Below are 23,575 nucleotides of genomic sequence, written 5' to 3'. Positions count from 1 at the left end.
TTTAGGGGTTTTGGGAGGGGTTGCCAGTTTCTCTCAGGGAACCCCTTGAATTTCTCTATGAATTCTATAGAAAACTCTTATGTGATGGTCATGTGATGCTTATGTGATGGTCATGTGATTGGTTTATTGATGAAATTCTATAGCAACGCTTTAATGGATAGATTTTCTCTATTTGCATGACCTATTTACTCCATACCCCATATTGGGGTGTTAGATTGGATTTAGGTAGATTTTAGGTAGAGCGCAGGTTTCCAAAATCTGATTTCGGAGGTCAAAGTCTTACGGGATCGAAGATTGACAATAACGCGCCCTGGAGGACTTGAACCCCCGACATCAGGTTTTGGAGACCTGCGTTCTACCAACTGAACTAAGAGCGCACTGGTTGGTTTGGATTAACCTAAGCCCTCTAATTATACACATCAATTGGAATTTGTGTCAAGGGGAAGCCGTTATTTAGTCTTAGTCTTGATTTTTGTATCTAAGGGACGATCAAAGCGCTGTTTGAGACGAGTTGCTTTACCAACGCGATCGCGCAAATAATAGAGTTTGGCTCGGCGGGCTTTTCCTCGGCGAGTCACTTTAATATTGGTGATGCGTGGAGAATGGAGTAAAAAGACTCGTTCTACGCCCACACCTTGGAATATTTTGCGCACTGTTATGGTTTCATTGATGCCACCATTGCGCTTGGCAATCACCACACCTTCATAGGGCTGGGTTCTTTCTTTTCCACCTTCTCGGATTCTCACGCCGATTTTTACTGTATCTCCAACATAGATTAGAGGAATCTCTGGTTTCATTTGTTCCGCTTCTATAGAGCGGATGATTTCTTGAGCGTGCATGGGCTTATCTATCTTAAAAACTCACAATTTTTTATAATAACTCAAGATTTTATATTCTGTCTAGGGGAATGGGAGGACGGGGAGGGCAAACGCATACTATATTTTGGCTTAACGACGGAATCCAATTTTCAGAGATCGATCCCTTGAGTTGAGCTTACCCTGGTACTATAGCCCCGATCTGCCACTCTTAGAAATTCTAAGGAATTTCTAAGAGTGGCAGTCTGCAATTTATGTTAAAAAAAACACCTTCAAACAAGAGTTTTTCTTGTCAACTGGAAAAATCAGCAATAAATCTCTGAAACAAACACTTGAAATGAGTCAAATAATAGATCGGAAAATTCACGAGTTCATAGAAAAATCTCGGGGATTAACAGGGCAAATCATCCAAGAACGAGAGCCTTGGAATACAGAAGTTACAGCGCAAGCCATCAGACATTTTGCTTATGGGATTAGCGACGATAATCCCCTCTGGCTCGATCCAGATTACGCCCGGAAGAGCGATTATGGCCGTCTCGTGGCACCGCCAACTTTTCTAACCTCAGTTTTGTATCCAGCACTGCATGGGTATCTAATGAAATTACCCATGTCCAATTTGATTGGAGAGCTAGAATATCAATGGTTCCACCCAATTTTAGAAGGAGATTCTTTAAGAGCGTCGGCGAAACAAACAGGGGTTTACGAGTCTAAGAACCGTGAAAATCGTTCCTTGGTTTGCATCCTTTCTGAAACAAGCTACTGGAATCAAAAGGAAGAATTAGTCGGTAAAGCCAAGAGTAATTTGGTCTGGATTGCACGGACGGAAAACGATAGCAGAGAAAATGGGGCAACTGGAGTTGGAGGAGAAGTTAAACTATATCCTTAACGAAGGCAAAAAACTTCAGATTTTGCCTCCGGAAATCGGACTAAAGCAGATGCAGCAGCTATTTGCGGTTTTCCAAGCCAACATTGAAGCTATGCATGGCTATGTACCCCAGCCTTACTTGGGTCAGATTACCCTCTTCTATGCCGACGGAAAATCAGAAGAATTAGCTCAAAAACAGATTCAAGGTTGGAGTTCCCTAGCTGCCGGTGGCATCAATATCCACAAAATTGCTGGAGACCATTTTTCGATTATCCGCAGTGAAGCCTTAGCCAAAGAGCTACGTCCCTATCTGAGATTTTGAGGTACCCCATTGAAAAAGTCCCCTGAAAACTACGGGATTTCCTCCAATATATTGCATTTAAACAATGTTGATAATAGTGGCATAAATAAAAATTTCTAGTTTGTTTCCTGGAAAATCTGCTACTTCTGAAAAGATTTAATTGGATACAGCGCTATAGACTATCGCAGATAGTCATTGACTCTTGTTTCTTCCAGATTAATTTTTAATTTTTAATCGCATCTGGCTTCCCACTTGGATCTCACCTAGAGTTTTGGGAATGACGTTGTAACCAAACATTAGACCTCCAGGTTGTTGGCGAAAGGTGGCTAGGGTTTTGAGGGGTTCGCGCTGGGGGTTGCGCTCTCCCGTCGTTTGATTGGTGGTGATAATGATGCACCGGGAGCAGGGTTTTACTAATTCTAATTCTACTGGGCCAATGGTTACGGTTTGCCAGCGATCTTCCCCAAACGGTTCGTTGCTTTCAATGACGATGTTGGGACGGAAACGGTTCATGGGGAATTGGGGGGGATTTTGGGGATAGGTTTGGCTCAGTCGGCGGTTGAGGTCTTCTAAAGATGCGGTATTCGTTAACAGGATGGGATAGCCATCGGCAAAACTGACCGTATCATTTTCCGTGATGGCATACTTGGAATCAACGGCGCGGGGATGGTGGGGAGATTGATGGACAAGACGACAGGGATGGTCTAATTTCAGGACTCTTTGAAACCATTCGGCAACGGCATCTCCTTGGTCAATAGCAAGGGTCTGGGTTCGCCATACTTGAACGGGGTGTAGCTTGCCCTCTAAGGTGGGTTGAAGCACGAAAGGGTCAAAATTCTCGTATTTTAGGGTGAGGGTCTCAGCCGTCAAATTTACCTGGACTTTGGTCATTTGTGGATAGTCCCGTTGGGTCATAAATTGACCTTGTGGGTTGACGAGCATCATTTGACGATCGCCAGCTAACCCATTTGGGGTTACTCTAATATTTGGGCAGGCGATCGCCCCACAAGACTTAATCAGGTAAATATACAACTGGGAAACTTGCATTATCCACACCTTAGCTATTTTATGCCATTGTATCCCTATTCACTTTACCGCAATTTGTAAGACGGCTGGTGTTTTGGTGAGCATCGGCTCTAAAGATTCGACTAACGCGTGTTCCCAGTTCGATAAGTGTTCTAAAGATAATCCAGGTAGAGAATCGACAGGAAAGGCCCATACGGCTAAACTCACATTTAGGGATAACTGATGCATAATTTTAACCATTGGTAATTGACGGTAATAACACCAAGATTCGCGCAAATTGACTTGAGTTTTACCAATATGAAGTAAAATCCAGTTTTCCCCATCTTGACTTTCAGCAACCAAACCATATAAACCCGGTAATTCAGGTACATTTGGACACCGTTCTTCTGGAGAATCTAAGGTATAATGAACCCAGCACTGTTGAATCCAGACTGAGAGGGGTTGAGTCGGGGTCAAGTTCATAGATTTTCCTAATCCGCTGGAATGGCTTTATGTCGTTTCCCTATACAGATTATCCCTGCTTGATCCGGAAGAGTTTCTGACTGAAGATTGATGCGGTAAGACCAGCGTAAAATCCAGTTTTCCCGATTCCCGATTCCTGATTCTCTATTACCCATTACCCATTCACCTGAGCTAACATAGAGATGGTGTGAGAGGTGAGATCGATGGTCTTACAACAATATTTTCGATGGCAGTGGCTGATGGGAGTGGCAATGCTGGTTTGTTCTCCCCTTCCCCTAGAACCGGTTTGGGCAGCCGAACAAGTCTATGTTTCTTTTTCTTTAGTTGAGCGCTCTATTCCTGTGCGGGACTTAGAAAACTTTGTTAATGAAGGAAAAATTAGCCCTAAATTATCTGCTTATACTCGCTATCTGAATGAGGATCAACTTAACCAGTTTAGGGAGATTCTCCAGCAGCCGATTGATGTGACTCCTTTAGGGATTTCTCAATTTCTCTATTCTCCTCAAGGAGAAGTGTTATTAGAGCGCTTGGGGCGAGTGGTGAAAACGGGAGGACGACAACAGGGATTTTATGCTATTCGAGCAGCTTTGATTTTAGCTGCGGCTGAACCGGATGGGATGACATTGCTGAATATTTTACGGAAATTTCCCACTCAAGGATTACGGATTGATTTAGAATCGGCTCTCGATATTGCCTTGAATTTGTATACCTTAGTGCAGCAAACCAATGAAGCGAATCAGGTGGTGGCTCAACAATCGGCGATCGAGGTTTCGTTTCAATCTCAACTGGCAAAAGTACCCGAGGGAATTCAATGGAATTCGGCATTTCCTTTTTCAGTTCCGAAAGGAGAAATTCCCATTTCTGAACTGCCTGATTTAGATGATGTGGGCTATTTTCGCTGGGAAAAACGCTCGTTTACCCTCCGAGATCGGGAGCGAAATCGAGCTTATCCGGTCGATCTTTATGTTCCTAACCGTTCCGATCAACCCGCTCCTTTAGTTGTTATTTCCCATGGTTTAGGCTCGAATCGAGAAAGTTTTGTGTATTTAGCCACTCATTTAGCGTCTAGAGGGTTTGCGGTGGTGGTTCCTGAGCATTTGGAAAGTAGCGATCGCCAACGGGAAGCGATGCTCGAAGGAAAAGCGAATGAAGTGGCTGAACCGAGCGAGTTTATCAACCGTCCTTTAGATATTATCTTTATGCTTGATGAACTCAGCCGCCAAACCCAACCGGGTGGCGCTCTGGAAGGACGGATTAATGTAGATCGCGTAGGGGCGATCGGGCAATCATTTGGCGGTTATACCGTGTTGGCGTTGGCTGGAGCTAAGATTAATTTTGAACAGTTAGAAGCAGATTGTAATCCCAATAGTCCGTCGTGGAACGTTTCTCTGTTGCTCCAATGTCGCGCTTTAGAGTTAGGAGAGGGCGATCGCTCCCTGAACCTCCAGGACTCCCGCATTCAGTCCGTAATTGCCATTAATCCCATTAGCAGTCGGGTTTTAGGAGAATCGAGTCTCGATGATATTCAAATTCCCGTGATGATTGTTGCCGGGAGTAAAGATACGGTTGCCCTATCTTTTCCCGAACAGATTTTACCCTTTGTTTGGTTAACGAATACATCAGAAAAATATTTAGTCTTACAGGAAGGAGGAACTCATTTTTCTACCTTACAACCGGGGGAAGACGATCTCCCGTTACCCAGCTTGGTGATTGGCGAAGATCCCGATTTAGCCCGTCGCTATACCCTAGCCTTAACCTTAGCCTTTTTCCAAACTTATGTGGCTGAAAATCTAGACTATAAACCTTATTTAACTCCCGCTTATATCCAATCGATTAGCCAAGAACCCATGCCCCTGAGTTTAGTCACTCAACTCGAACTGGAGCAATTACCAGAAATCTCTCCAGGATTTTGAGATCGATTTATTATCAATGGATCTCAGGATGGAGAAATGCTTAACTCTGACATCTCAAGAGGTAATTGTTCATGATTGATAAGTGACGCTTCAGCAGTGACGGGGATTAAGCGAACGGCACAAGCTTTGAGTTCCGGTTGTCCCGAACTGGGGCAGGCTTCCGGATGGGTTAACATATTGGCTTCTGTGCGATCGCCCCACATGGCTCCCCAATGCATCGGTGCAAATACGGTTCCTTTAGTAATATTCTGGGTTATTTTAGCCGGAAAACGACACCATCCGCGCCGCGATCGCACTTCAACCATCATCCCTTCTGTAATCCCTAATTTCTCAGCATCATAGGGATGTACCTCAATCACTGCTTCTGGATGCATCTTCTGAATCTTATCAATTCGACCGGTTCGAGTTAAGGTATGCCAATGACCATAGAGCCGGCCTACCGTTAGTACAAAGGGATACTCACCATCCGGCGGTTCTGCCAAGCCCCGCGAATGGAATGCCGCAAACCGCGCCCGACCATCAGGGGTGTTAAAGCGTAAATCCGTATACATGCGTGCCTGTGGTTTTCCCTCATCGATACAGGGCCATTGGAGGGGCCCCTCTTCCCGCAGGCGCTTGTAAGTAATCCCCCGTTGCTCGCAGGGTCGATTAGCCGTAAGCTGGAGAAATTCATTACGCACCGCTTCCGAGTCCGCAAAAGTAAACGGCTGCTCATACCCTAATCTGCGTCCCACTTCGGCAAAGATTTCCCAGTCGGGACGTGCAGAACCCGGAGCTGGTCGAAACGCTGGACAGAGGGTGACGCGGCGCTCCGAGTTAGTCATGGTTCCGGTTTTCTCGCTCCACTGAGCCGCAGGGAGCAAAACATGGGCATATTCGGCCGTTTCTGTGGGATAATAGGCATCCTGGCAGATAGTAAATGGCGATCGCAACAAAGCCGCTTTTGTCCGCTCCAAATCTGGCATACTGACCGCCGGATTCGTTGCTGCAATCCACAAAACCCCTACCCAGCCTTGTTCCAACCCTTGAATCATCTCCCAAGCAGACAACCCCGGTTCAGAATTAATACTTCCTGGCGTTAATCCCCAAAGCTGTTCCACTTCTCGACGATGCTCTCTATTTTTGACCAACCGATAGCCCGGTAAAATATGGGCGAGTCCTCCCGCTTCCCGGCCTCCCATCGCATTCGGTTGCCCAGTGAGCGAAAAAGGGCCAGCTCCTGGCTTACCAATATTCCCCGTCATCAAATGCAGATTAATCAGCGTTCGATTCTTTGCTGTGCCTTCCGAAGACTGATTTAACCCCATCGACCACAGAGAGAGTACCCGCTTCGACTCTCCCCACCAGCGAGCTGCCAGTTCCAAATCTTCCACTGAAATTCCGCAATTTTGCGCCACTAATTCCGGGGGATAAGATTGGATAACCTTTACATAGTCGACAAATCCAGTGGTTTGTTCATCGATAAACAGGGAGTCAATCAATCCCCACTTGTGTAATAAATGGGCAATTCCATTCATTAAATCAATATCCGTACCCGGCCGAATCGCCAAATGTAGGTCCGCCGCTTCTGCGGTTTGGGTCTTGCGCGGGTCGACAACAATCAGTTTTACCTGCTTATTTTTCTTGTGATAAACCCGCAAGCGATTAAAAATAATCGGGTGACATTCTGCCGTATTCGTACCAATGAGAAACGCACAGTCGGTTAATTCCAAGTCATCATAACAACAGGGTGGCCCGTCAGAACCCAAGCTTTGAATATATCCGGACACTGCCGAAGACATGCACAAGCGAGAATTGGCATCAAAATTATTGGTTCTCAGGAAACCTTTAAGCAATTTTTGGGCAATATAATAATCTTCCGTTTGAAACTGTCCGGACCCATACATACAAATCGCATTAGGCCCTTGGACTAACCGAGTCGTCTTAATTTTGCCCACAATACGGTTGAGCGCTTCATCCCAAGTTACTTTACGAAATGGCTCATCCAATGAATCGCGCATCATTGGGGTTTTGAGGCGATTTTTCTCTAAAGATTCACTTATTGTCGCTCCTTTCACACAAACTTTTCCCAAACTGGACGGGTGAGTTTTATCGCCCATTATCTTCCAGATAGGTAACCCATCTTTGTCTCGGTTGGTCGCTTTACCAGGGACAGCAGGAGGGGAGGCATCTAAGCCACAACCGACTCCACAATAAGGACAAAGGGTTTTGTGTACCATGGCAGTTTAGTGGGGGATGGGGGGATCTTTCAAGGGAATGATTTTAAGATTCGAGTCAGGAAGACACGGAGAAACGGGGACACGGGGACACAGAGAATGAGATGACTCTATGAAATTTAGGGCGCTCTGAGGGTCTATGGATGCACAATCATGAAAATCATTCACTTGTCAGGATAGGGGGAGTGGGGAGATGGGGAAAATAATAGGAGAGTTCTTCAGTTCTCCGTGTCTCCGCGTCCCCGCCTCCCCGTGTTTTCTCTCTTGCCTATTCAGCAGCAGTTACGGGAGAGTCTACATGAGCCACCGTGGTAGCGTCTATTTCCCCTTCATGATGGTCGGCAAATGAGCCTTTGGGTTCTTTGAGGAAGAAGCCGCAAAGGAAGGCAACAATCAGAGATGCAACGCCTAGAACTTCAAAGAAGACTCGGTTACCCACATCTCCAGAAGGGAGCAAGCTAAAGAGGGTGAGGTAAGCAACGGCTCCAACGTTACCGTAGGCTCCGACGTTACCTGCAATTTGTCCGGTGATGCGGCGTTTAATCAGGGGAACCATGGCGAAGGTAGATCCTTCTCCAGCTTGGACAAAGAAAGAGCAAGCCATGGTGAGGAGTACAGCCAGGGGCAAAAACCAACCTCCAGTAACGCGACCCATCATCAGATAGCCAATACCCATACATCCGGTTAATACGGCCATGGTCATTTTACGACTTCCGAGGCGATCGGAGATTAAGCCACCGCCAGGACGGGACATTAAGTTCATGAAGGCATAGCTGGCAGCAATCATCCCGGCAGCTTGTTTACTCAGGCCAAAGGTTCCTTCAAAGAAGGCGGGAAGCATGGAAACAACCGCAAGTTCAGAACCGAAGTTAACAATATAGGTGAGTTCTAAGAGGGCAACTTGGGAAAATTCATAGCGGTCTTCAGCCGGATAGCGCTTTTTGCCCAGCATCAGTTCTTTGTTCACATCCCAACAGTTATAGGCTTGGAACAGATAGAGGCAGAGTAACCCCCCCCAAACCATATAGAGTTGCGGAGTATTCAGAAATCCGACTTTACTTAAGCGCCAAGCGAGAACAGCAAGAATACCAGAGAGGGGAATATTCATGAGCATCAGGAACCAGAAGTCTTTTGGCGTGGTAACTTCTAGACCGGTTGCTTTTTTGGGCTTTTGATAGACTTTGCCAGGAGGAGTATCTTGGACGTTAAAGAAGTAAAGAATACCGTAGAGTGCGGCGATAATTCCAGTTCCAGCAATGGCAAGCCGCCAGTTAATGATGCTACCGGCTCCAAAGGTAAGAATCGCGGCAATAGTAGGGAGGGTAAAGGCAGAGGCAGCAGAACCAAAGTTTCCCCATCCTCCATAGATACCTTCAGCTAGACCAATTTCTTTGGGAGGGAACCATTCCGCAACCATGCGAATACCAATGACAAATCCTGCACCGACGATACTGAGGGCAAGTCGGCTAATCACCAGTTGGCTAAAGTTTTGGGCGCTGGCGAAGGCGATACAGGGAATGGCGGCATAGACCAAAAGAACAGAGTAGGTGATTCTGGGCCCATATTTGTCCAGAAGCATCCCAATAATAATCCGGGCAGGAACGGTAAGGGCTACGTTACAGATAGCAATTGTCCGAATTTGACCGACTTCTAAACCGAAATCCTCTTTAACGGCTGTGGCTAGAGGGGCGAGGTTAAACCAAACAACGAAGGAGAGGAAGAAGGCGAACCAGGTCATATGCAGAATTTTGTATCTGCCCTGGAATGACCACATTTCTTTGAGCATGACGGTTGATTAGGTAATGGGTAATAGGTAATGGGTAATAGGTAAAACCAGATTTTTCCTATTCCCTAGCGCGAAGCGCTCCCCGTCCAGGAACTGACTTCAAGGACACCACTAGGAGCCATGACGACGAGGAAGGGGGCAGAAGGGGAGGAGTCTTTGGCTTGCAGTAAGTTTCCGAGGGGAGTTTCGTTGAGGTGGTCGGAGGCGACAGAGTTAAGGGGGATGTAATTGGCGATCGCTCCTTCTTCGTTGACCTCCACCTGATACACTAAACTCTCAGAGAACGTCGGCGAAGTTTGCCAATTGCTATCAATTTGTTCATAAAGCTCTGAGCGTAATTCACTGACCGTGGCTTCATCCATCTCCACTTCTAGGGTTTCTGCTACGTCTTCAACAACTTCCGTTTCTACAGTTTCGGTCATCACCACAGAAGTTTTAACTCCCGTAGTACTTGCACTAGCCACAATGACCTCTTCTACTTCAGGTGTAGCAGTCACTTCAGGTTCAGGCGTAACCACTTCTGCAACTTCTGTTTCGGCTAAAGCCACTTGGGTTACCAGATGATTCCAGCGACCTACCATAACTCCGGCAAAGACAACAACTCCGATTAAACTCAAGCTTTTCAGAAGTACGGACTCTACAGGAGAGAGGGGATTGTTAGGTTCAGACATTTTTGCGATACTCCTTAATTAAGATGATTAGATATTTGGACTGGGGGCACTCCCCAGTTTTTTTGTTCTATCTGTCCTTAAGCATCTAGAACAATCTCTCCAACCGGATGAGCGATACAGGTCAGAATGGCTCCCTGCTGTTCGCCCAAGGCTTGGGGGTCTTGGAGATAGCGAACTTCTCCAGAAACCAACTGCTGTTGACAGGTTCCACAAGTTCCGGAACGGCAACTCGACTCTAGGTCAAGGCCTTCCCGTTCTGCTGCTTCCAAGATTGACTCGCCTTTATAACAGAGGAAAGTTTTACCCGTTTTGGCTAATTGCACCGTTCCCACAGGGGTAGCCAAGGGTTCTATGACAGGCAATTTAGCTCCATTACCGTTCATGTCTGGGGTCGGAGCTACATAGCCGGCTTTGGGTTGGGCCCCAAACTGCTCAATCAGCAGGTTGCGTAACACAGATTTCAGGTCTTCACACGGAATGGCTTTTATCACCTTTTGGCCGAGTTGAGCTTCTTTCCCCACTTTGCCCCCCATAAAGATATCGACCGCTTCTACGGTTTTCCCATTTTTGCGGGTTTTGGTTCCCATTAAGCCAATGTCGGCCACTTGGGGTTGCCCGCAAGAGTTGGGGCATCCGGTCCAATGGATGCGAACCGGTTTTTCGAGGGTTAATTCCTGACTGAGTTCTGCCATCATCGTGCTTGCCCGATTTTTGGTTTCAATGAGGGCAAATTTGCAGAATTGGGCCCCGGTACAGGAGACGAGGGCGCGAGAGAGGGAGTCAGGATTAATGCTGAATTTCTGCAAGAGGGGTTCAGCCAGGAATGCTTCTAGACGCGAGTCAGGAATGTTGGCAATAATTGCATTCTGCTCGATGGTGAGCCGAATTTCCCCATCGCCGTAGACTTCGCCTAGGCGCGCCAGCTCAAACAGGTCGGGTGGGTATAGGCGACCAACGGGGATGTGCAATCCAGCGTAATTGAAGCCAGGTTGTTTTTGCTTGTGAATGCCAATATGGTCTCGCTTGTCCCAGTCAAATTCGTCTTTGGGCGCGGCTTCAGGGAGGCGTTTACCGAGTTGTTGTTCAACGGTGGCTCGGAATCGTTCGAGTCCCCATTCGTCAATCAGCCACATGAGTCTGGATTTTTGCCGGTTAGCTCGTAGACCGTGGTCTCGGTAGACGAGGAGAATGGCGCGGCTGAGGGCTACGCACTCACTTGGTTCTATCCAAACGTCTAGGGGAATGGCAGCTTCGCACCGTTTGCCGGAGAAGAAGCCACCGACGAGAATGTTGAAGCCCAGAATGCCGTTGCGGTAGGCCGGAACATAGGCGATGTCATTGATTTCTGCGTGAACAGAATTATCTCGGCTGCCGGCGATCGCAATGTTGAATTTTCTCGGTAAGTTAGTAAATTCAGGGTTGCCTTGACCGGAGTTGGTAATCATGTCTTGGGTCGCCTGCACCAATGGGCGTGTATCAATCAGTTCGGCACTGTCAATACCAGCGACGGGAGAACCAGTAATATTACGCACATTGTCCATTCCCGATTGCATGGAAGTTAAGCCGACTTCCTGAAATCGGTCGAAGATTTGCGGTATATCTTCTAGGCGAATGCCCCGCAGTTGCAAGTTTTGCCTTGTGGTAATATCAGCATTGCCATCTTCTCCATAGTTTTCGGTTGTTTCCGCTAACACCCGCATTTGCTTGGAGGTGAGGATACCGTTGGGCATCCGCATCCGAAGCATGAATTTTCCTGGAGTAACGGGTCGGAAGAAGATTCCTAGCCATTTGAGCCGCTGGTCTCGGTCCGTTTCATCTATAGATTCCCAGCCCATTTGAGCGAATTGTTTGAGTTGTTCTTTGACGGCTAAACCGTCTTTTTCAGCTTTAAAGCGTTCAAATTTATTGAGCGTTTCAGTAGAGGGGACGGTTGTCATACAAAACAGCCTCTTTAATTTAGGTAAGAATTGATCTGGGTCTGCTCCGCCGTGAATTAGCTAGTATGTTAGGGAGATCGATCGTAGAGTTTCGTATTTCAAATCACAAAATATTTCTTTTCATGAACTTTTTGTATGAATAAAGTGTAAAAATCGCATAATTTAGGGGGACGAGAAGTCCTGGAAACCTTATCTGATGAGTGTTAAGGATGAAAAATGACCTAAGACGCAATTGTAAAGAATCGCAAAGAATCTGTAGAAAAGATTAATAATTTAAGGATAAGGGCAATGGCAGAGGATTTGAGGAAACCACAAACGGAAGAGACGATTGAGGAAGATCCTTTAACACAACTGCGTAATTTACTCATTCCTCCGGAAAGCAATGAGTCTCAAAAAGAACTCAATAAATTAAAAGAGCTGAAGCAAGAATTGGCGAGTTTGCAGAACCAACAGCCAGATTTGGAAGAGTTAACGCAGGTTTTAGTACCGTTAGTGGGAGAGGAGGTGAAGCGGTATTTAATGCGATCGCCGACTGCCCTAATGCAATGGCTAGATCCAGCCTTAACGCGCACGATTAAGGAAAACAAACAGGAAATTGCCGAAACGATGATTCCCCTACTGCCGAAATCCAATCAGGGGATGCTCTCTCCAGCAACTTGGGATCGGCTGCTGGATGAACTGCTGCGAGGAGTTGAGGAGCGCCTAGAAGAGTCTCGGAAAGAGTCGGATAAAAAAACTAGCCAGAAGTTTGAGCAGTTCCTACGAACCGATTTAATGGAGTATATCCAAACTCACTCAGAAGAAGTCGTGCATTTAATTTTACCACAATTAGTGCCGCCGTTACAAAAACAACTTAAACGTGCCCTCAAACCCTATTTAGAAAAGCAACAGGAACTCCTAGAAACCCAATTACAACAGCAATTGATTGATTGGATGACGCAACGATTTCAAGAGTCGCGGGAAGAGTTCGTCACTTTGCTTACTCCCAAGGAACAGCCCGCGTTGCCTTCGGTGGAAGATCTGCAACCGGAAATTGCGGCTCAAGTGAAGAGCCAATTATCTGAGCATTTATCGAAGTATGTGCAAAACCAACCCCTTCCCGATTCTTCTGAACTGGTTAAAAGTTTACAGCCCACTTTAGAGAGCTTCATTGTGCAACGGGTGGAGCAAGTTCAAGGGGAATTAATTGGACAGATAAAACTACCCGAAAGTCCGGATATGCAACAATTGCAGTCCGTTCTTTTAGCTCAGTTAGAAGGATTGGTTGAACAAAAGATTCAGAGCCAGTTAGATGCGTTAGTGGCTGAAAAGCTCGAATCAGCTCTAGCCCAATTACCTCCAGCGACTGAACCCCCAGAGCAACAGACACCAGAGGAATTAATGGCACTGCTGAGTCCGCAGATTGAAGCGTTAATTGTGGATAAAGGTGAGGCTGGAGAACGTCAACCCGCCCCTGCTTTACCCGCTACGTTAGTCTTTAAGGAAAAAGTGGAACGTCTGCGCTCTGGGGGGATTTCCAAGGTATGGTTGGTGGTTATTGCGGCAGTTGTGGCGATCGCCTTTTTGCCTCTCGGTTGGTTGGTCTATCGCTCTGTCCGAGAAACCCGCTTAAGTCGCGAACTGACCGCAGTTTTGGCCAATTCACCCGCCCTATCGCCCTATCGGTTAGATGCACAAGTGAAAGGGGATGGGGTGATGTTAACGGGACAATTGCCCGATCCGAGTTTACAGCAAACGGTGGAAGAGGTGATGCAGGAAAATGCCCCCAATTTAGCCCTGGATAATCAAGTCGAAATTATTGCTGCGCCTCCGACTGCGGAAAAAATTCAGGCGGAAGTCACCAGAGTCGAGGCAAGTTTGGATCGTTTAGATAGCATTTCGATTTCTGCTGAGTATGCCAATGGGGAAGTTACGGTAAAAGGAACAGTGATTCAAGCCGCCGATGCCACTCGCATTACCCAAGCCTTTACTGAAATTCCTGGAGTTAAAGCGGTAACCAATACGGTGCAAGTCCAGCCCCCAGAAATTCCGATTCGGATTTATTTCACTGTGAATTCCGCTGAGTTGCCGACGGCAGATATCCGAGTCAAAATTATTCCGTTGGTAACGCTGTTAAAACGCTATCCAGAATTACAGATTAAGATTGTCGGCCATATTAGTCCCAATCAGGAGGAAGAAAAAGGGCAAACTTTGAGTCGTCAACGGGCGGAAGCCGTGCAAAAAGTACTAATTCAGCAGGGAATCGCTCCGAAGCGGCTTCTGGTGGAGGCGATCGCCTATCCCCCAGCCGATGTCAATCCTAAACAGACAGATTGGTTAAAGCGAGCAGTCGTCTTTTATCCTCAGTAACGGTCACAGATCTTTTACACTGAATCAGGATCGATATTGAGTTGTTGAAGTTTATCACGTAATCTTTGCAACTCTAGCTCTGCTTCCTCGGCTCGTTGCTGTTCTCGGTTAGCTCGTTGCTGTTCTCGGTTAGCTCGTTGCTGTTCTCGGTTAGCTCGTTGCTGTTCTCGGTTAGCTCGTTGCTGTTCTCGGTTAGCTCGCTCACTCGGTGTCGGTATCCACTCCCCATCTCGATCGTAGAAACGTAACCATCGCCCTTCTACTCCCTCGTACACCCCTTGCCATAACCTTAATCCTAGGCCCAATTGTTCTAACCAGACTTTTCCTTGTGATAATTCTAGTCTTTCGTATCTTCCAGAGTTAAGGACAAAGACCCGCAACTGATTCTGATAGCGATCGTAAATCACATAATAGGGAATTTGTAAAATTTGTTCGTATACTTCCCATTTCGTCGGTGGCTTTTTCTCTTTGCGTTCTGTGCGTCCTAAGTCTTCATCTTCAGTGCCTGGAGATGCTAACTCAATGACCAGAAACGGACTGACTTCTTCTTGCCAGATCACATAACTCAGGCGTAACTCTTGTTGGTTGCGACTACGCTTGGCTCCCAAAACTACAAACCAATCGGGGCGTTTATACCATAGGGTATGGTCACTATCGTAGTAAAGGTTGAGATCGCTGGCGATAACATAGTCTTCCTGAGAATAGCGGGGAGATTGACAAGTTTGAGTTAATAAATCTGGTTGGTAATCGTGAAATTCATCAGGCAATCCAGGTTCCTCCGGGTCTTCGCTGGGTAAATCATACATAGTGGGTAGAGATTGCTGCTTGGGATAGGGATATAGTTGAGTCATGGCTTTACAGATATAGGATTTATCACAAACCTCAAAACCAGTTTAGCTTGGGCTTAAAGGTTAATTTTCTTGATCGAAAACGATCGCTCAACCCACATGATGTTAGATAAACGCCAGCCTTCCTGTTTCTGCATCTAAATACACTGAAGCGCCAACCGGTAAGGCTCCATTTTCACCGTCATGACCAAAGGGTAAGTCAGAAACGATCGGAATACCTAAGTCTGAGAGGCGATCGCCTAAAACCTCTTCTATAGTTAAACTCAGTCGTCCTTGGGGAGGTTCGCATTGACTAAACCGACCTAATGCCATGCCTCGAACTTGGCTTAAAAGTCCGCTCATGCGCCACTGAGTGAGCATCCGATCTATGCGATAGGGCATTTCTCCCACATCTTCCCAGGCTAAAATCACTCCCTGAACATCAGGTTGTAGAGGTGTACCCAGCAGATGGGTGGCTACAGTTAAATTACCCGGCAGTAAAATTCCTTCTGTGCGATCGCCTCCCCATCCTTTACCTTGAAGAGCAGCTAAGGGTTCTCCACGAACAGCAGCCCATAAACGCTCTAAAGACCATGAGGGTTCCTGGGAGAGGGTGGTCAGTACAGGCGCATGAATACCTCCGCCCACTCCTTGGTAAAATTGGCTCCATAACAACCCAGTAATATCAGAAAATCCAATTAACCATTTGGGGTACTGCTTCCAAGGGAGATTCTCGATCCAGGGTTCTAATAAGCGAGTCGTTCCATAGCCTCCGCGAACACATAGAATACCGCGACACTGAGGATCGTGGAGAGCGTCAAGGAGTTGAGCGCGGCGATCGCCATCTTTTCCGGCTAAATATCCCCATTGGTCATAAATTCTTTCATCCACCTTGACCTGATATCCCTGTTGTTTCCATAGCTCCAGTCCAGCTTGAAAACGCTGCCGTTCTTGCAACGGGCCGCTAGGAGCAATAACCGTTAATTGATCTCCAGCTTGAAGGGGAGGAGGGAGCGCTAAAGCCAGGGGCATGATCTTAAAGACAAGATAATCAGGATTTACCTTGTCTAGGATACTCTGGTTTGTGGGAAAGCTTAAAGAAAGTAATCCCCCAGTTGTCCCCAACTGGAGGAGTTCATCAGGGTGCATCTACCATTTCTATATACTCTCTGATTTTGATCCGATCCGGAAGGAGATCAGACCCCTCATCAGATTAATTGATGGATTGGGGTATAATACTCGATATCTATTGAAATTAGCTGACATCATTAGCCACAATTCTGAGTCTTTGAGCGATCGCACTGAATGAGTGGGTGAGAACCGTTAGATTATTGTCTCAAGTCATAGGCAAAAGGCAATAGACCCTGTCCTAGTCCTATAACGCTACATTACAATAATTAACATTTCTTAATCATTTCCCGACTCAATCCATGCAAGTCACCGTTTCATCAAACAGTCCATCCGATCTAACCGGCCAATATTGGAATTGGCGCGGCCACTCCATTTACTACACCCAAGCTGGACAACCCCATTCCCAACGCCCCCCTTTACTCCTAGTTCATGGGTTTGGGGCATCTACCGATCACTGGCGGAAAAATATTGCTGAACTTCAGGAAGATTTTCAGGTTTGGGCAATTGATTTGCTCGGATTTGGGCGATCGAGTAAACCCAAATTAACCTATAGTGGAGACCTCTGGCGCGATCAACTCCATGACTTTATTACCCAAGTCATAGGTCAGCCTGCAATTTTAGCTGGAAATTCCCTTGGTGGTTACGCCTCCCTCTGTGTCGCCGCTCAATATCCCCAGTCAGCCGTCGGTTTAGTCCTCATCAACAGTGCTGGCCCTTTTTCTGATAGTGAACCCAAGACCCCACCCAACCCCATCAAAGCCACTATCGGTAAAATAACGCGCTGGCTATTTCTGCAACCAGGGATTAACTTTTGGCTGTTTCAATATGCTCGTCGTCGCGCCACTATCCGTAAAACCCTCCTCAAGGTCTATCTGGATAAAACCGCCGTCACTGACCAACTGGTAGAAGAAATTTATCGCCCCTCCTGTGATGTTGGGGCTCCTGACGTTTTTGCCGCCGTCTTCAAAACTCCTCCTGGCGCAAAAGTCGATCATCTCTTGCAGCAACTCACCTGTCCCCTCTTAGTTCTCTGGGGAGAAGCTGATCCCTGGATGAAGGCCAGAGAAAGAAGTCCCAAATTCCATCAATATTATCCCGATCTAACAGAACATTTCCTCGAAGCGGGGCATTGCCCCCATGATGAAGTTCCCACTCAGGTGAATGGGTTAATCCGCAATTGGATATATGGCACTACGCCCTAGGAAATGGGGGATGGGGAAAAGCGACAAGTAGGGGCGAAAAATTTTGCACTCCTACTGCTCCTTGCCTTTTGCCGAGCAATTCTGTCAGGCAACATTAACAAATGTTGTCAACTTCAATTTCTTGTGTTAAGTTTAGTTACAGATACTTGAAATCTCACCGGAGTTCTGAAAAATGGAAAAGCAAGACAATAAACTGGGTTTCACTGCCTTCGCCGAAACTTGGAACGGCCGCCTCGCAATGCTAGGGATTATCATCGGTTTAGCTACGGAGTTCATGACCGGTCAAGGTATCCTTTCTCAACTTGGCTTAATGTAATCTCCGATCGCATTCATTGATGAATGCCATCATCCCTAACCGAAACAATTTCATTGTAGAGAGGAGTCAGCACTGGCTGACTCCTCTCTATTTCTTGTATCTATTAAGATATTTTCTTCGTAGAATAGGAAAACTGAGAAATTGAGTGATATTGCTTAAATTAGATCGAAAGAGTCGGCATTGCCTACCCTACTCGACTAGACTATATTTAGGACTTGACAAAACGCTCAGGTACGATTGCTATGGAATTTATTAACCCCAAAACCGACTATGCTTTTAAGAAAATATTTGGCTCAATTCAAAGCAAAAATATTTTAATCAGTTTTCTAAATGCTTTGGTCTATGAAGGACATTCTACCATCAAAGATCTAGAAATTATCAATCCCAATTTACCGCCTCAACTTGAAGGGTTAAAAGATACTTATCTGGAGGTCAGAGCGACTCTCAATGATGGGACTCTCGTAATTATTGAAATGCAGGTCTTAAATGTTCAGTCTTTTGGGAAGCGGGTTTTATTTAATGCAGCCAAAGCTTATACCTTTCAACTGCAAAAAGGGCAAGGATATCGAATGCTCAAACCGGTGATTGCTTTGACTATTACTGATTTTGAGATGTTTCCCGAACGCAATCGGCTCATTTCTCACTTTGTTTATCGAGAGAAATCAGAAGGATGGCACTACCCTGATAATGATTTGGAGTTAGTCTTTGTGGAATTACCCAAGTTTACTAAAGACTTAAATCAGCTTGAAACTTTAGCAGATAAATGGATTTACTTTATGAAATTTGCGCGATCGCTTACGTCTATTCCAGAATCCCTCAATGAGATTCCAGAATTGCATCAAGCCTTTGAGATTGCCAATGAAGCGGGTTTAATGCCAGAGGAATTAGAAGCGTTAGAACGTCGGGAAATGTTTATTTATGACCAACAGGGGGCGATCGCTTTGGGACGACAGGAAGGAATTGAAGAAGGAAAACGTGCCATTGCTCGAAATTTATTGGGTCAATTGAATGATGAGGAAATTGCACAAGCAACTGGATTAAGTTTGGAGGCTGTTGCAGCTTTACGTCAGGAAATATAGCGAGTCAGGGGGCAATGCCTACCTATTCATCTCGATCAAAGATCGCTAGCTTAGTAAAAGTGGCGATCGCAGCACTCTGGATTTTCTTTGTTCACCCTATCCAATTTCACTTTATTTAGTTATACTCTTAGATAGCGATTGAGCTATATAAGAGTAGCAATCTCCTATCTAGCCTCAATCCCCTATAAACTCCATCAGAAGTGAAGCCAATGATGTATTCAAACCCTCGTTTAGCCGCGGACCCTCTAAAATCCTCAGAAGCAGAAGGATTACTGTATATGCGAGAAGAGGAAAAATTGGCACACGATATCTATCTGTCTTTATATACCCGTTGGCAACTCTCCATTTTTGACAATATCGCCCAAAGCGAGACTCGTCATATGAATGCTGTTCTCAGACTGCTCAACCGTTACGGACTCCACGATCCGATCGCCAATAACAACCCAGGTGTTTTTACTAATCCAGACTTACAACAACTATACGATTCCCTGCTCAAAACCGGTCATCGCTCTTTAGCCGATGCTCTCAAAGTTGGGGCAGAGATTGAAGAACTGGATATTGTCGATCTAGAAGAGAAGATCGATCGAACTCAAAAACCAAACATTCAACAAGTGTATGGTAATTTAGTGCGAGGCTCTCGCAATCATTTACGCTCGTTTGTCTCTGCTTTAAGTCGTCAAACGGCTCAAACCTACCAACCTCAACATTTATCGGTAGAACAATACAACATTATTATCAGTTCTGCTCATGAACCTGGAGGACAAGGAGGATATGATAGTAGAGAAGGACATCGTGGGGGTTATCGCTGGGGTAGGAGATGTGGAAATTGGGGTATGCGGGGACATAGGGGCGCAAGGACACGGAGATTCAAGTAAGAAAGATGATAGCCTTTCGCGCTCGGCAATAGTCCTCTTCTATCACTCTGGGAAAAGTACAATCGAAGCCCAGTTTCAAGACTTAGAGTGACAGAAGAGGGATAGTCTTCAAGTATTGGTTTTCCTCAGTTTCCGTTGCAGGGGAATTCGAGGAGTAATCGAAATATCGTAATTGATAAACGATAGCACCAATTGAAAACCAAGAATAATCGGGAGAGCTGCTAACATTACGGTTCCCGAAGTTGCTATTTCTCCCGTGGTAAAGCTTCTCAGCCAAGAGAAACTACCGAAGATAAAGCCAAATAGTAATAGGGGAAGTCCGAGTAATAGCTCTAGAGAGGCAATAGAAAAACTTCTCAAGTAATAATTATAGAAAATTCGCTTGATAAAATTATGGCAATTTCCCCATAAAAAGGGTAGGAAAATCTTCATAATCTTCAGATTACTTTGCTCATCTCCATATTGCGAAGGCATGGGAATATCTATCACCACCGCTTGCACGGTATTCAGACGGAAGAGTAAATCCGATTCAAAGAAAAATCGTTTACTCAGTTTCCGCAGCGGAATAAGTTCTAAGACAGTATGATGAATGGCAGTATAGCCATTGGTTGGATCAAAAAGTTCCCAATATCCAGAAGAGAGCTTAGTTAAAAACGATAAACCCGCATTCCCCAATACCCGAATCATGGGCATCCCTTGCAGATGTTCGGGATGATAAAAGCGATTACCTTTAGTATAATCCGCTTCTCCTGAGAGTAGGGAAGCAATCAATTGGGGAATAAAACGGGGATTCATTTGTCCATCCCCATCCAGCTTAATCAAAATGCTCGCTCCGTCTAGAAGCGCCTGTTTATATCCAGTAATCACTGTACCGCCAACCCCCTGATTTTGGCGATGATAGAGGACTTGAATCCGGTTATCCTGATTATTTTGTTCGACAAACTCACCCGTATTTTCTGGGCAACAATCATCAACCAGGTAAATTCGATCCACTTCTGTGCCAATTTGAGATAAAACAGAAGCGATCTGTTGGCGCACTCGGTAACAGGGAATAATGACAGCAACTTGTGGCTTTAAACTCAATTCAACTCCCCTCTTTTATTGATAATTTATGACAATTAAACCAGACATAATTAGGGCGACTCCTACCAAGTAGCGAGCATCAACTTTTTCCCCTAAAAATAGACTACTCAAGAGAGGAACAATAACAAAGGCTAATGCCATAAAGGGATAGGCTTGATTGAGAGGAATAAATCGTAATAACCACATCCAAAATAGGGTTGCCGAGCCGTAAATAATCAGGGCACTCCAGAGATAGGGATTACTGACATAGCTCATCAGTGTTACTCCTTGAGGAGAATGGGTATTACTGAAATTTGCAGCGAGTTTAAATAGGAGTTGTCCTAAACTAATGCTAAAAACGCAAGCAATGAGATAAAGGATAATAGATGGGTTCATAAATATAGCGCTTCGCGCTAGGCACTCTAGCAATAGACAATAGGGTTACAGTTAATAGGGACAACCATCTTGATGGGTAAAAGACCATGCCCCATCTTCTAATTGAGTGCCTTTGAGATCGTTATTCGGGTAGTTTACTTCATCTCCTGGGGTGCGATCGCCAATTTCTAAGTAAACGACGAGTTCCTTAGTGCGATTAATCAGTTGATGAGCAACACCATCTCCCGCTTTGAAGCCCATACAGTCTGCAGGATTGAGTAGATATTCTTGTTCATTAATCAACAGAGTGGGAGTTCCCGAAACAATGTATATAAATTCATCTTGTTTAGTATGATGATGGAGCAGAGCAGACATCCCACCCGGTGCTAGTTCTGTTAAATTGACTCCAAAATTTTCGATCTCGAAGCGATCTGCCAATTTTCTTTTGCTTCGTCCTTCCATAAGGGAAGCAAAAGGGGCAGGATAGAACGTCTTTTTAGAGGATACAGGAATGGATGTAGCTGGCGTTGGGTTAAGGCTCACAGGAATAACTTGGATAAGATAATGACTATTTGAGTATACCGGATCGAAAACTTTCTCAGCAAGAGGAATCGAGACACATCTATATTTTAGAATCAAGAGTTTCTCAATTGCCAAACCGTAATTAAAAATAAGGGAAAGAGATTCCATACGAGAGGTACAAATTGACGGCGAACAGGGCGAAATCCTTGAGACTCGAGATAGGCTTCGACTTCATATCCGGTATGATAATGATCGAGGGGCTTTTCAATATTAAAGACGGTTCGTAATCCTTGATAAATCCAGTTTTCTGTGGGTAGGGAGGTAATTAAAACACCGGTGGGTTTGAGCCAGGATTTTATCGGACTTGTGGGCATGGATAACTCTTGGAAGTGTTCCAGAACATCCGCTGCAATAATGGCATCGAAGGATTGGGCCGGCAAGTTGACTTGACTGACATCTTGGTTTATAATCTCAATATTGGATAAGTTATAGCGATCGATAACTTGACGCGCTTCTCGATCTTCGAGATCTAAGAAGAAGACGCGATCGAAATCCTTGGCTAATGTGGGCAAGAAAATCCCCCCACCGCCACCAAAATCTAAGCAAGTTTCCCGTTGAATATGCAGATCTTGTAAGATGGAGTAGATTAATCTCAGTCGCATCCAGAAGACGGCTCGGACTACATCTATTTTAGAATAGTACAGAGTGGGGATGCGATCGTTATCTGTGGCAATTTGGGCTAAAAAATCTGGATCAATTTGAATAAACATCTAAGAGTCTTTTTGATAAATCTGGAGGAGGATATCAGAGGGGCATTTATGAATGAGAGGGTAGATGATAACCAACGCTACATAGAGTATAGCGGACATCAGCCACCCAGAGCTTTTCTCCATGCGTAACCGTTGCCAAAGTCCCTTGATTTGAATGGTTTCTAGAGTTTGACTCTGAAGTAGTTTAAACCCATAGGGAGTTACATAGTCTTCTAAGTTCTGGGGATTGACATAAATCAGATGGGGAAATGGATATTGTTTCTGCCACAGTCTATCCCAGGGGCTAGTATATCCGAGTTGAGCTAGTTTTTCGGCAATTTTAAAGAATATCCCTTGACTATTTGGGATGTTAACAATCAGTTTTCCGCCAGGGTTGAGATGATGATAACAAGCTTGGAAAATAGCGGGTAAGTTAGGCAAATGTTTGAGGGAATCATTAAAGGAAATGATATCATAGCGTGCTGAGTCTTCTAAGCAGTCGGGAAAATAGCCAATTTTAATGGTGTGTCCTTCGGCAATTCCCTGTAAAGCAACCGCTTCTTCCGGTTCAATTCCCACTGCTTCCATTCCCCGCTGTGTTGCTGCTTCTATGAACCATCCATAGGCGCATCCAACATCACAAAGATGCTGGTTTTCTAAGGAACATCAAAACCTTCTAAACTATAGCCAATTTCTTGTTGTTCATTGTCCAGATAATGCTCTACAACAGTACCCACTGAACCTCGTTTGAGGTTATACAGTTCTATCTCTTGTAACAATACAACTTCAGAAAAAAGTGGAAATTTTGGCTTCATCAACTTACCTCCAGATTATCTCAACCCCTAGGAACTAGCGTAACAAATCTAGCTTGATCATAATTGGTTTCAACTATCCAAATCGTTCTCACCTCTAACTCTATTCCATTGATGCCCTTGAGTGTACCATCAATCTTATACTTACAGCGCTTTGCGCTGTTATGATGGACAGTAACAACAATGAGTAAACCAGTTTTTTAACGGTTCAGGATTAATCAACTTTATAGCTACGGATAGGAGGATATCAATCATAGCACTGGTAGTAGGAGCAAAACCTAAGA

Annotated in this window: 24 protein-coding genes, 1 tRNA gene and 1 pseudogene; 8 read left to right on the top strand and 18 right to left on the bottom strand. The window is 45.3% G+C overall.

Annotated features, from left to right (window positions below; all coding sequences use genetic code 11):
• Window positions 1–304: 304 nt before the first annotated feature.
• Both J7545_RS08175 and rplS read right to left on the bottom strand, forming a co-directional pair.
• Window positions 305–377: transfer RNA gene (locus J7545_RS08175), tRNA-Trp, on the bottom strand.
• A gap of 72 nt (window positions 378–449) precedes the next feature.
• Window positions 450–839, bottom strand: coding sequence for a 50S ribosomal protein L19 (gene rplS, locus J7545_RS08170; RefSeq protein WP_271936856.1), 390 nt, complete (start codon window positions 837–839; stop codon window positions 450–452).
• 313 nt (window positions 840–1,152) lie between these two features.
• On the opposite strand from rplS, the gene J7545_RS08165 reads away from it, so the two are divergent.
• Together J7545_RS08165 and J7545_RS08160 are read left to right on the top strand one after the other, a co-directional pair.
• Window positions 1,153–1,701: a MaoC family dehydratase N-terminal domain-containing protein gene (locus J7545_RS08165; RefSeq protein ID WP_318701472.1), complete on the top strand. Its 549-nt coding sequence runs from the start codon at window positions 1,153–1,155 to the stop codon at window positions 1,699–1,701.
• Complete coding sequence (locus tag J7545_RS08160) at window positions 1,658–2,002, top strand: thioesterase domain-containing protein (RefSeq protein ID WP_318701471.1); 345 nt, start codon at window positions 1,658–1,660, stop codon at window positions 2,000–2,002. The genes J7545_RS08165 and J7545_RS08160 overlap by 44 nt, the downstream gene beginning before the upstream one ends.
• A 195-nt stretch (window positions 2,003–2,197) precedes the next feature.
• Here J7545_RS08160 and J7545_RS08155 read toward each other — a convergent pair whose 3' ends face one another.
• Genes J7545_RS08155 through J7545_RS08145 form a run of 3 tightly spaced genes read right to left on the bottom strand, consistent with a single transcriptional unit; the run spans window position 2,198 to window position 3,624 of the window.
• On the bottom strand, window positions 2,198–3,028 hold the full coding sequence (locus J7545_RS08155; protein ID WP_318701470.1) for an MOSC domain-containing protein: 831 nt from the start codon (window positions 3,026–3,028) through the stop codon (window positions 2,198–2,200).
• Window positions 3,029–3,067: 39 nt separating this feature from the next.
• Entirely contained in the window at window positions 3,068–3,469 is a 402-nt protein-coding gene (locus tag J7545_RS08150; protein WP_318701469.1) for a hypothetical protein, read from the bottom strand.
• Between the two features lie 8 nt (window positions 3,470–3,477).
• Window positions 3,478–3,624: a hypothetical protein gene (locus J7545_RS08145; protein ID WP_318701468.1), complete on the bottom strand. Its 147-nt coding sequence runs from the start codon at window positions 3,622–3,624 to the stop codon at window positions 3,478–3,480.
• A 48-nt stretch (window positions 3,625–3,672) separates the two neighbouring features.
• On the opposite strand from J7545_RS08145, the gene J7545_RS08140 reads away from it, so the two are divergent.
• Window positions 3,673–5,382, top strand: a complete 1,710-nt coding sequence (locus tag J7545_RS08140) for an alpha/beta hydrolase (protein ID WP_318701467.1) — start codon at window positions 3,673–3,675, stop codon at window positions 5,380–5,382.
• Window positions 5,383–5,405: 23 nt separating this feature from the next.
• Here J7545_RS08140 and J7545_RS08135 read toward each other — a convergent pair whose 3' ends face one another.
• The 4 genes from J7545_RS08135 to J7545_RS08120 all read right to left on the bottom strand — a co-directional run bounded on the left by J7545_RS08135 (window position 5,406) and on the right by J7545_RS08120 (window position 11,992).
• Window positions 5,406–7,601: a nitrate reductase gene (locus J7545_RS08135; RefSeq protein WP_318701466.1), complete on the bottom strand. Its 2,196-nt coding sequence runs from the start codon at window positions 7,599–7,601 to the stop codon at window positions 5,406–5,408.
• Window positions 7,602–7,866: 265 nt separating this feature from the next.
• Complete coding sequence (locus J7545_RS08130) at window positions 7,867–9,384, bottom strand: MFS transporter (RefSeq protein WP_318701465.1); 1,518 nt, start codon at window positions 9,382–9,384, stop codon at window positions 7,867–7,869.
• A gap of 65 nt (window positions 9,385–9,449) precedes the next feature.
• Window positions 9,450–10,055: a hypothetical protein gene (locus J7545_RS08125; RefSeq protein WP_318701464.1), complete on the bottom strand. Its 606-nt coding sequence runs from the start codon at window positions 10,053–10,055 to the stop codon at window positions 9,450–9,452.
• Window positions 10,056–10,132: 77 nt separating this feature from the next.
• Complete coding sequence (locus J7545_RS08120; protein WP_318701463.1) at window positions 10,133–11,992, bottom strand: ferredoxin--nitrite reductase; 1,860 nt, start codon at window positions 11,990–11,992, stop codon at window positions 10,133–10,135.
• A 288-nt stretch (window positions 11,993–12,280) separates the two neighbouring features.
• On the opposite strand from J7545_RS08120, the gene J7545_RS08115 reads away from it, so the two are divergent.
• The gene (locus J7545_RS08115; protein WP_318719404.1) at window positions 12,281–14,341 is read left to right on the top strand and encodes an OmpA family protein; all 2,061 of its coding nucleotides are present in this window, start codon (window positions 12,281–12,283) and stop codon (window positions 14,339–14,341) included.
• 14 nt (window positions 14,342–14,355) lie between these two features.
• On the opposite strand, the gene J7545_RS08110 is transcribed toward J7545_RS08115, so the two are convergent.
• On the bottom strand, window positions 14,356–15,192 hold the full coding sequence (locus tag J7545_RS08110; RefSeq protein ID WP_318701460.1) for a Uma2 family endonuclease: 837 nt from the start codon (window positions 15,190–15,192) through the stop codon (window positions 14,356–14,358).
• 102 nt (window positions 15,193–15,294) lie between these two features.
• On the bottom strand, window positions 15,295–16,200 hold the full coding sequence (locus J7545_RS08105) for a S66 peptidase family protein (protein ID WP_413038646.1): 906 nt from the start codon (window positions 16,198–16,200) through the stop codon (window positions 15,295–15,297).
• Window positions 16,201–16,598: 398 nt separating this feature from the next.
• On the opposite strand from J7545_RS08105, the gene J7545_RS08100 reads away from it, so the two are divergent.
• From J7545_RS08100 to J7545_RS08085, 4 genes are all read left to right on the top strand, one after another.
• Entirely contained in the window at window positions 16,599–17,501 is a 903-nt protein-coding gene (locus J7545_RS08100) for an alpha/beta fold hydrolase (RefSeq protein WP_318701457.1), read from the top strand.
• A 172-nt stretch (window positions 17,502–17,673) separates the two neighbouring features.
• Window positions 17,674–17,817, top strand: a complete 144-nt coding sequence (locus J7545_RS08095) for a high light inducible protein (RefSeq protein ID WP_271939737.1) — start codon at window positions 17,674–17,676, stop codon at window positions 17,815–17,817.
• 242 nt (window positions 17,818–18,059) lie between these two features.
• Window positions 18,060–18,896, top strand: coding sequence for an Rpn family recombination-promoting nuclease/putative transposase (locus tag J7545_RS08090; RefSeq protein ID WP_318719403.1), 837 nt, complete (start codon window positions 18,060–18,062; stop codon window positions 18,894–18,896).
• A gap of 209 nt (window positions 18,897–19,105) precedes the next feature.
• Window positions 19,106–19,771, top strand: a complete 666-nt coding sequence (locus tag J7545_RS08085) for a DUF2202 domain-containing protein (protein ID WP_318719402.1) — start codon at window positions 19,106–19,108, stop codon at window positions 19,769–19,771.
• 108 nt (window positions 19,772–19,879) lie between these two features.
• On the opposite strand, the gene J7545_RS08080 is transcribed toward J7545_RS08085, so the two are convergent.
• The 7 genes and pseudogenes from J7545_RS08080 to J7545_RS23965 all read right to left on the bottom strand — a co-directional run bounded on the left by J7545_RS08080 (window position 19,880) and on the right by J7545_RS23965 (window position 23,476).
• Complete coding sequence (locus J7545_RS08080) at window positions 19,880–20,854, bottom strand: glycosyltransferase family 2 protein (RefSeq protein ID WP_318701451.1); 975 nt, start codon at window positions 20,852–20,854, stop codon at window positions 19,880–19,882.
• A gap of 15 nt (window positions 20,855–20,869) precedes the next feature.
• A complete protein-coding gene (locus J7545_RS08075; RefSeq protein ID WP_318701450.1) occupies window positions 20,870–21,229 on the bottom strand; it encodes an EamA family transporter in 360 nt (119 codons plus the stop codon).
• A gap of 51 nt (window positions 21,230–21,280) precedes the next feature.
• Window positions 21,281–21,751: a cupin domain-containing protein gene (locus J7545_RS08070; protein WP_413038719.1), complete on the bottom strand. Its 471-nt coding sequence runs from the start codon at window positions 21,749–21,751 to the stop codon at window positions 21,281–21,283.
• Between the two features lie 92 nt (window positions 21,752–21,843).
• Window positions 21,844–22,500 (bottom strand): class I SAM-dependent methyltransferase, encoded by a 657-nt coding sequence (locus J7545_RS08065; protein WP_318701447.1) that lies wholly within the window; start codon window positions 22,498–22,500, stop codon window positions 21,844–21,846.
• Window positions 22,501–23,118 (bottom strand): annotated as a pseudogene (locus J7545_RS08060) (class I SAM-dependent methyltransferase); the annotation flags it as partial.
• Window positions 23,119–23,135: 17 nt separating this feature from the next.
• Entirely contained in the window at window positions 23,136–23,294 is a 159-nt protein-coding gene (locus J7545_RS08055; RefSeq protein ID WP_318701446.1) for a DUF4926 domain-containing protein, read from the bottom strand.
• A 20-nt stretch (window positions 23,295–23,314) separates the two neighbouring features.
• Window positions 23,315–23,476 carry a DUF6883 domain-containing protein gene (locus J7545_RS23965; RefSeq protein WP_413039021.1) on the bottom strand — a complete coding sequence of 54 codons (162 nt, stop codon included), beginning with the start codon at window positions 23,474–23,476 and terminating at the stop codon, window positions 23,315–23,317.
• Window positions 23,477–23,575: the final 99 nt, after the last annotated feature.

Source organism: Roseofilum sp. SBFL, assembly GCF_017746885.1.
Taxonomy (GTDB): Bacteria; Cyanobacteriota; Cyanobacteriia; order Cyanobacteriales; family Desertifilaceae; genus Roseofilum.
The sequence above is the reverse complement of the archived record's forward strand: the minus strand, read 5'-3'. Positions and strand labels throughout refer to the sequence as shown.